This window comes from uncultured Metabacillus sp., assembly GCF_947503125.1.
Classification (GTDB): Bacteria; Bacillota; Bacilli; order Bacillales; family Bacillaceae; genus Metabacillus.
Window position 1 is genome coordinate 1 of the sequence record NZ_CANNCR010000101.1, and the last position, 8,456, is coordinate 8,456.

Below are 8,456 nucleotides of genomic sequence, written 5' to 3' on the forward strand. Positions count from 1 at the left end.
TACGCCGGTGTAGCTCAATTGGTAGAGCAACTGACTTGTAATCAGTAGGTTGGGGGTTCAAGTCCTCTCGCCGGCACTGTTTTATAAATATGGAGGGGTAGCGAAGTGGCTAAACGCGGCGGACTGTAAATCCGCTCCTTAGGGTTCGGCAGTTCGAATCTGCCCCCCTCCACCATTTACATATAAAATGCAGATAAACGAAGGGAAAATGGAACTCCATTTCATCATTTGTTTATCTTTGATTTTGTTTAGAGAGTTTAGTGTGAATATTTCACTAAATAATGTTAATAATAAAGTATCTAATGAACTAACAAGTAAATTTCTATTGGGCTATAGCCAAGCGGTAAGGCAACGGACTTTGACTCCGTCATGCGTTGGTTCGAATCCAGCTAGCCCAGCCATTAGAGCCATTAGCTCAGTTGGTAGAGCATCTGACTTTTAATCAGAGGGTCGAAGGTTCGAGTCCTTCATGGCTCATCATTTGCGGAAGTAGTTCAGTGGTAGAACACCACCTTGCCAAGGTGGGGGTCGCGGGTTCGAATCCCGTCTTCCGCTCCATAAATTTTTATAATTGGGGCCTTAGCTCAGCTGGGAGAGCGCCTGCTTTGCACGCAGGAGGTCAGCGGTTCGATCCCGCTAGGCTCCACCAATACAATATATCAATAAAATGACACAACCATGGACGATTGTTTATGGTTTTTTTATTTTCTTTATTTTTAGTACAATTCACTTAAAATTAGCCCTTTCGTTTATTACTTTTTGACTAATATGAAGATAAATCTTTTTTTTCATTTTCTATTTAAAAACAAATTAATAAAAATTCCCTACTCATCTCCAAAATTTGTTAAAATATTTTTATGTGCAATAAATGAAACCTTATGAAATGCTAATACGTATATAAAGAGACCCGCAGAGTGCGGAGGTATGTGAAAATGGAAACAATAGTAAAGAAGCGGATAAAACAGGTTAAAAAGGGCGACCAAAATGCATTTGCTGAAATCGTGGATTTGTATAAGGATAAGATCTATCAATTATGTTATCGTATGCTGGGAAACGCACATGAAGCAGAAGATATCGCACAGGAAGCCTTCATACGGGCGTATGTTAATATCCATACGTATGATATGAATAAAAAGTTTTCAACATGGTTATATCGAATCGCAACGAATCTTTCGATTGACCGTATACGGAAAAAGAAGCCGGATTATTACCTTGATGCAGAGGTTTCGGGAACAGATGGATTAACCATGTATTCTCAAATTGCTGCAGAGGCAGCTTTGCCTGAGGAAGAGCTGGAAACCATGGAGCTTCAGCAGACAATTCAAGCTGAAATTTTAAAGCTGCCCGATAAATATCGAACGGTTATTGTCTTAAAGTATATAGATGAGCTATCATTAATAGAAATAAGTGAAATCCTTGATATTCCGATAGGTACTGTTAAAACCCGGATTCACAGGGGGAGAGAAGCCCTCCGAAAGCAATTAAGGCATTTATAATGAGGTGAGAAATATGAGCTGTTCTTCTGAAATTGTGCAGCTTTTGCATAAATATTTGGATCATGAACTAACAAGTGATGAAGAAAAACAGGTGAAAGACCATCTTCATACATGCAAGGAGTGCTTTCAACATTTTCATGAACTAGAAAAAGCTATCGCACTAGTCCAAAGTACATCCCATATTGAAGCTCCTAAAGATTTCACCCAAGCCGTTATGAATAGACTTCCAAAAGAAAAGCGAACTGTGTCTTGGAATCGTTGGATGAAGGGTCACCCACTATTAGCAGCGGCATCTTTATTTGTTCTTCTTATGGCAGGAAGTTTATTTTCTGCATGGAATGAAGATCAGCAATTTAGTGTCTCAAAGCACTCAGACTTAGTTGTAGAGAACAGTAAGGTCACTGTACCGAAGGGAGAAGTCATAAAAGGAGATGTCACTGTTAAAAACGGAACATTAGTGATTGAGGGTACAATTGAAGGAAATGTCACTGTCATTAATGGAGAGAAGTACCTCGCATCTGCAGGCCAAGTGACCGGCGAGATAGAGGAAGTGGATCAGATGTTTGAGTGGTTATGGTACCATATAAAAACCCTCTCTAAGGATGTTGTCAATGTTTTTGATTAAACATAAGGTCATCATTATGGTGGCCTTTTTACATTTCTATTCAAGAAATGATATAATACTATCGTTATTAGAATCCTTTATTTCAGTTTAGTTTAGTAAGGGGAAAAACTTCGCTGATGATAAAAATTAAATAAACGAGATTTTACCTATAAAAGAGTGAAATACATGGAGGACGAGTGAATGGGATATGAGGATATACCAATATTGCATTACCTCGGCATAGCTGTTGATATTCTCCTTGTTTGGTATGTTATCTATAAATTGATTATGGTCATAAGGGGAACAAAGGCTGTACAGCTATTAAAAGGAATTACAGTGATAATTGTAGTCCGCATGTTAAGCCAATATCTAGGTTTAAACACCTTGCAGTGGTTAATGGACCAAGCCTTAACATGGGGGTTTTTAGCCATTATTATCATTTTCCAGCCAGAGCTGCGCAGAGCCTTAGAACAGCTAGGAAGAGGACGTTTATTTTCTAGAGGCAGTCTGCCTGGAGAGGACGATCCTGAAATAACCGTTGAGGCAATTGTAAAGGCAACAGACTATATGGCAAAGCGTCGTATTGGTGCGTTAATGTCCATAGAAAAAGAAACAGGCATGAGTGATTACATAGAAACGGGAATAGCCTTAAATTCGATGATTTCTTCTGAATTATTAATCAATATCTTTATCCCGAATACACCGCTTCATGATGGAGCGGTTATTATCCAAAAGAATCAAATTGCTGCAGCCGCTTGCTATCTGCCTCTCTCAGAAAGCCCGTTTATTTCTAAGGAGCTCGGGACGCGGCACAGGGCAGCATTAGGGATAAGTGAGGTTACAGACAGTTTAACCATTATCGTGTCTGAAGAGACTGGAAGTGTCTCTGTAGCACGAAATAGTGAGCTTTATCGAAACTTGACTCAAGATGAATTAAGAGAGATTCTTCAAAAAGAGTTAATGGTTGCATCAAAACCTGCTTCCTCAAACCGCTGGCAATGGAGGGGAAAAAATAATGGATAAGCTAATGAATAACCATTGGGTGATGAGGGTTATTGCTTTATTCATGGCCTTAATGTTATATGCTTCAGTCAATATTGAATCAGGCAATACAGTTAATAATAATTCATCATCTCCTTTGTCCTTTTCGCCTGATGCAGACAAGACGACTGTCACAGATGTCCCTGTTACAACATATTTTGATCAAGAAAACCTTGTTGTTACAGGTGTTCCTGAATCAGTTGAAGTGAATTTAGAAGGAGCAACAGGCACGTTAACGAAGGCGAGTAAGCTTAGGGATTTTGAAGTATATGCAGACTTATCGAAGTTATCAATTGGAACTCATAAAGTGAAGCTAGGTATAAAAAATCTTTCTGAGGACCTGGAGGCAAAAATTGACCCTTCTGTTATTGATGTTTCAATTGAAGAGAAGGTGACGAAGGATTTTCAAGTAGAAGTCGATTTTTTGAATGAAGATAAGCTTGAAGAAGGCTATACACCCGACCAGCCAATTGTCAATCCAAACAGCGTTCGGGTGACAGCATCAAAAGAAGTCATTGAGCAAATTTCAAGTGTAAAAGCAGTCGTAAACTTAGAAGATGCAGAAGAAACCGTTAATGAGGAATCACGAATAACGATCTATGACAGTGATGGAAATGTCATACCTGTAGAAGTAGAACCGACTGTTGTTGATGTAACAGTTCCTATTAAAAGCCCAAGTAAAGTATTGCCATTTAAAATTGTCAGGGAAGGTGAGCTTGAAAAAGGCTTAAGTATTTCAAGTATCGAACCGGAACCTAAGGAAGTTACCGTTTTTGGCCCTAATGATGTATTAGAGGAACTGGAATTCATAGATGGGGTTACAGTCGATCTTAGCAAAATTAAGAAGGATACTGTTTTAGAAGTACCTATTCCAATACCAGAAGGGATTAATAAAGTAAATCCTGAAAAAATCAAAATCAATATAGACGTCGCTGAACAAGAGGAAAAAACCTTTGAAGCTCAATCTGTGAAAGCAGTTGGTTTATCCGAAGGCATGGACGTCGAGATGGTTGATCCGGAGTCAGGAACACTTGATGTTAAGATATTCGGAGCACCGGATGTGATTAAAGATATTAATTCTTCTGATATAGAATTATATATAAACCTTTCAGATCTAAGTGAAGGTGAACATGAAGTACCTGTTGAGGTGAATGGCCCGCAAAATCTAACCTGGTCATTAGAACAAGCAAAAGTAAAAGTGAAAATTTCTCCAGCCTCTTAAGGCGGAATATATAAAGGAGCGAAACCAATGGGAAAGTATTTTGGTACAGACGGAGTACGAGGAGTTGCAAATAGTGAATTAACACCTGAGCTGGCCTTTAAAATCGGACGATGCGGCGGGTATGTTTTAACAAAGGATACAGAAAGACCAAAGGTTTTAATTGGTCGTGACACTCGTATTTCAGGTCATATGCTGGAAGGTGCTCTTGTAGCAGGTCTCCTATCAATTGGTGCTGAAGTTATGCGCTTAGGAGTAATCTCAACTCCAGGTGTCGCTTATTTAACAAAGGCACTGGGAGCTCAAGCAGGAGTCATGATTTCTGCTTCACATAATCCTGTTCAAGATAATGGCATTAAGTATTTTGGCCCAGATGGATTTAAGCTATCAGATGAGCAGGAGTATGAAATTGAAAACTTAATGGACCAAGAGGTTGATACACTGCCAAGACCTGTAGGAGAGCATCTCGGACAAGTTAATGATTATTTCGAAGGTGGACAAAAATACCTTCAATTCCTGAAACAAACAGTTGATGAAGACTTTACGGGAATTCATGTTGCATTGGATTGTGCACATGGGGCAACGTCTTCACTTGCTACACATCTGTTCGCTGACTTGGATGCAGACGTTTCAACGATGGGTACCTCTCCAAATGGATTAAATATCAATGACGGTGTAGGTTCGACACATCCAGAAGCATTAGCTGCTTTTGTTAAGGAGAAAAATGCGGATATCGGCCTTGCGTTTGATGGTGATGGTGATCGTTTGATTGCTGTTGATGAAAATGGGGACATCGTTGATGGTGATCAAATTATGTATATTTGTGCTAAATTCCTAAAAAGTGAAGGAAGACTTAAGAAAAATACAGTTGTTTCTACCGTTATGAGTAACCTCGGCTTTTACAAAGGGCTTGAGGAGCATGAAATTAACAGTATCCCAACTGCTGTTGGTGACCGCTATGTTGTAGAGGAAATGAAGAAAAATGACTATAACCTTGGTGGAGAGCAATCAGGACATATTATTTTTCTTGATTATAATACAACTGGTGACGGATTGCTTACAGGCTTGCAAATAGTCAACATCATGAAGCTAACAGGCAAGAAGCTTTCAGAGCTTGCGAGTGAAATGACAAAGTATCCTCAATTGCTAATCAATGTAAAAGTAACAGATAAACATCATGTAACAGAAAATGAAAAAGTAAAAGAAGTTATTTCTGCAGTGGAGTCAGAAATGAATGGAAATGGCCGCATCCTTGTTCGACCATCAGGTACAGAACCTTTAGTCCGTGTAATGGCTGAAGCACCGACAGAAGAGCTATGCCGTGAATATGTTGAGCGGATTGTAGAGGTTGTAAAACAAGAAATGGGTATGGAGTAATATGACAAGACAGAGGCAGGGAAACCTGCCTTTTTTAATAACATGAAGGCATTTTCATACATAGTATAATTTATACCATTTGATGCAGAATGGTTAGGTTGCAACAAGTTTTTGATTGACGGTTTTTTTCATGTGTTGTATGATTGGTTTTGTATTTTTATTTTGATAGAAAGGAGCATTAAAGAGAATTATTTATTTTTTAAAGCGCCTGAACTAAGCTGGACGAAAAGAGCTTAGTTGACGAGGATGGAGGTTATCGAAAATTCGGCGGATGCCTCCCGGTTGTTTTAGGTTACAGCCGAAAGTTTTTCTTTAAAACAAAGAGGCAACTTTTTGTACAAAGGGAAAAACGTAGCCTTCCAAAAATATATAAAACATGTGTGAGGGGACAGTGAATGTCTCCGAAAAAACGGCTTCCTGTCCCTGGTTACACACTATGGGAGGAAACAAATAATATGTGCGGAATCGTAGGTTATATTGGACAGCAAGATGCAAAGGAAATTTTATTAAAGGGATTAGAAAAACTAGAATACCGTGGATATGACTCTGCTGGTATTGCAGCCATGAACGAAGATGGTGTGCATATCTTTAAAGAAAAAGGCCGTATTGCCGAGCTCCGTGAAAGTGTTGATGAAAAGGTACAAGCATCAACAGGGATTGGTCATACAAGATGGGCAACACATGGTGTACCAAGCCGTGTGAATGCACATCCACATCAAAGCGCAACAAGCAGATTTACACTTGTGCATAATGGCGTTATCGAAAACTATGCAATTTTAAAACGTGAATATTTACAAGATGTTCAATTAAAAAGTGATACAGATACAGAAGTAATCGTTCAAGTAATCGAAAAATTTGTAGCAGAAGGATTAGAGGTTGAACAAGCGTTCCGTCAAACGTTATCAATCTTAAAAGGTTCATATGCAATCGCATTATTAGATGAGCAAAATCCAAATTTAATTTATGTTGCAAAAAACAAAAGCCCGCTTCTAGTTGGATTAGGTGATGGCAGCTTTAACGTTGTTGCATCAGATGCAATGGCAATGCTGCAGGTTACTGATCAGTACGTAGAGATTATGGATAAAGAAATGGTTCTTGTTGAACGTGAATCTGTAACGATTCAAGACTTACAAGGAAACGTGATTGAACGTGCACCTTATAAAGCTGAGCTTGATGCTAGTGATATTGAAAAGGGCACATATCCTCACTACATGTTAAAAGAAATTGATGAACAGCCTTTAGTAACAAGAAGAATTATCGAAAAATACCGCAATGAAGATGGCAACTTAACAATCGACAAGGATATTGTTAATGCTGTGAATGCTGCAGATCGTATTTACATCATTGCTGCAGGAACAAGCTATCATGCTGGATTAATCGGCAAGCAATTTATTGAAAAGTGGGCGAAAACGCCTGTTGAAGTTCACATCGCAAGTGAATTCTCATACAATATGCCATTGCTTTCGGCTAACCCATTATTTATCTTTATTTCACAAAGTGGTGAAACAGCAGATAGCCGTGCCGTTCTTGTTCAAATTAAAGAGCTTGGACATAAAGCATTAACAATCACAAATGTTCCAGGATCAACATTATCTCGTGAAGCAGATTATACTCTGTTATTACACGCTGGTCCTGAAATTGCAGTTGCTTCTACAAAAGCATATACAGCACAATTAGCGGTACTATCTATTCTTGCCGCTGTTGCAGCAAATGCAAAAGGATATTCTTTAGAATTTGATTTAACAAAAGAGCTTGGTATTATTGCAAACGCGATGGAAGTTCTTTGTGATCAAAAAGAAGAAATGGAAGCAATCGCACGCGAATATTTATCAACAACGCGCAACGCCTTCTTTATTGGCCGTTCTGTCGACTACTATGTTGGCCTTGAAGGTGCATTAAAACTAAAAGAAATCTCATACATTCAAGCAGAAGGCTTTGCAGGCGGAGAGCTTAAGCACGGTACAATCGCCTTAATCGAAGATGGTACACCGATCATTGCATTAGCTACTCAAGAGCATGTAAACCTAAGCATTCGCGGTAATGTAAAAGAAGTTGTAGCACGCGGAGCAAACCCATGCATCATCTCCATGAAAGGCCTTGAAGAAGAAGACGACCGTTTCGTCCTTCCAAGCGTTCATGAACAGCTTTCAGCATTAGTTGCAGTCGTTCCGTTACAATTAATTTCTTATTACGCTGCCCTACATCGCGGTTGTGATGTTGATAAGCCAAGAAATCTTGCAAAGAGTGTGACGGTGGAGTAAGAATTTTAAGGAGTTTTATAAAAAGTGTCAAAACAAAATAAAGTTTGCAGAATGAGAAAAAAGTCTGCATAAGAAGAATAAAGTTTGCATAAAGCCCCGTGAGTGTATCCGGTATATGGATATATAAACGGGGTTTTTTATGTGGATTTATGGCCGTATCTGTAAGGAATTCCCTTACGGGAAGAGTAACCCTTGAGTAAGTAGGGTGAAAAGGATGTCCCAATGTCTCTCTAAAGGTATACAGACCCGAAACTAATTTAATGAACGAATGCCCACACCATGTAACGTGTAAAATGCTTCAAGTGGTTTCTCTTATGAAAATAAATATAAATAAATAATAAGGGGTTGGTCATGTAAGAGGAGTCATCAGATATCGGGGGTTCTTGGTATGTCAACACTAAACTAGACACTTTTTTTAAGGTGAATATTTTTATATTCAATGGGACTTAGATAGTCAA

General features: G+C 38.8%; 6 protein-coding genes and 6 tRNA genes. All 12 read left to right on the forward strand.

The features are described 5' to 3' along the window. Positions 1–3 precede the first annotated feature (3 nt). The 12 genes from Q1B07_RS25490 (at position 4) to glmS (ending at position 7,998) form a co-directional block, all read left to right on the forward strand. Positions 4–76 (forward strand) — tRNA-Thr (locus Q1B07_RS25490). Between the two features lie 15 nt (positions 77–91). After that, a tRNA-Tyr gene (locus Q1B07_RS25495) sits at positions 92–175 on the forward strand. Positions 176–326: 151 nt separating this feature from the next. Continuing rightward, positions 327–401 (forward strand) — tRNA-Gln (locus tag Q1B07_RS25500). A 3-nt stretch (positions 402–404) separates the two neighbouring features. Then, positions 405–477 (forward strand) — tRNA-Lys (locus Q1B07_RS25505). 6 nt (positions 478–483) lie between these two features. Next, positions 484–558 (forward strand) — tRNA-Gly (locus tag Q1B07_RS25510). Between the two features lie 15 nt (positions 559–573). Continuing rightward, positions 574–649, forward strand: a tRNA-Ala gene (locus tag Q1B07_RS25515). A 283-nt stretch (positions 650–932) separates the two neighbouring features. Continuing rightward, positions 933–1,496, forward strand: a complete 564-nt coding sequence (gene sigW / locus Q1B07_RS25520; protein WP_299095305.1) for an RNA polymerase sigma factor SigW — start codon at positions 933–935, stop codon at positions 1,494–1,496. 13 nt (positions 1,497–1,509) lie between these two features. Further along, on the forward strand, positions 1,510–2,121 hold the full coding sequence (locus Q1B07_RS25525; RefSeq protein ID WP_299095311.1) for an anti-sigma factor: 612 nt from the start codon (positions 1,510–1,512) through the stop codon (positions 2,119–2,121). Positions 2,122–2,301: 180 nt separating this feature from the next. Further along, complete coding sequence (gene cdaA / locus Q1B07_RS25530; RefSeq protein WP_299095313.1) at positions 2,302–3,123, forward strand: diadenylate cyclase CdaA; 822 nt, start codon at positions 2,302–2,304, stop codon at positions 3,121–3,123. Beyond that, positions 3,116–4,363 carry a CdaR family protein gene (locus Q1B07_RS25535; RefSeq protein WP_299095315.1) on the forward strand — a complete coding sequence of 416 codons (1,248 nt, stop codon included), beginning with the start codon at positions 3,116–3,118 and terminating at the stop codon, positions 4,361–4,363. The genes cdaA and Q1B07_RS25535 overlap by 8 nt, the downstream gene beginning before the upstream one ends. Positions 4,364–4,390: 27 nt before the next feature. Further along, positions 4,391–5,737: a phosphoglucosamine mutase gene (gene glmM / locus Q1B07_RS25540; RefSeq protein ID WP_299095318.1), complete on the forward strand. Its 1,347-nt coding sequence runs from the start codon at positions 4,391–4,393 to the stop codon at positions 5,735–5,737. Between the two features lie 455 nt (positions 5,738–6,192). Next, positions 6,193–7,998 (forward strand): glutamine--fructose-6-phosphate transaminase (isomerizing), encoded by a 1,806-nt coding sequence (glmS, locus tag Q1B07_RS25545; RefSeq protein ID WP_299095320.1) that lies wholly within the window; start codon positions 6,193–6,195, stop codon positions 7,996–7,998. Positions 7,999–8,456 lie beyond the last annotated feature (458 nt).

What these genes read in the sequence shown, in the direction of transcription:
- sigW (WP_299095305.1), top strand. Translation starts at nt 933, where the DNA reads ATGGAAACAATAGTAAAGAAGCGGATAAAACAGGTTAAAAAGGGCGAC.
- glmM (WP_299095318.1), top strand. Translation starts at nt 4,391, where the DNA reads ATGGGAAAGTATTTTGGTACAGACGGAGTACGAGGAGTTGCAAATAGT.
- Q1B07_RS25525 (WP_299095311.1), top strand. Translation starts at nt 1,510, where the DNA reads ATGAGCTGTTCTTCTGAAATTGTGCAGCTTTTGCATAAATATTTGGAT.
- Q1B07_RS25535 (WP_299095315.1), top strand. Translation starts at nt 3,116, where the DNA reads ATGGATAAGCTAATGAATAACCATTGGGTGATGAGGGTTATTGCTTTA.
- glmS (WP_299095320.1), top strand. Translation starts at nt 6,193, where the DNA reads ATGTGCGGAATCGTAGGTTATATTGGACAGCAAGATGCAAAGGAAATT.
- cdaA (WP_299095313.1), top strand. Translation starts at nt 2,302, where the DNA reads ATGGGATATGAGGATATACCAATATTGCATTACCTCGGCATAGCTGTT.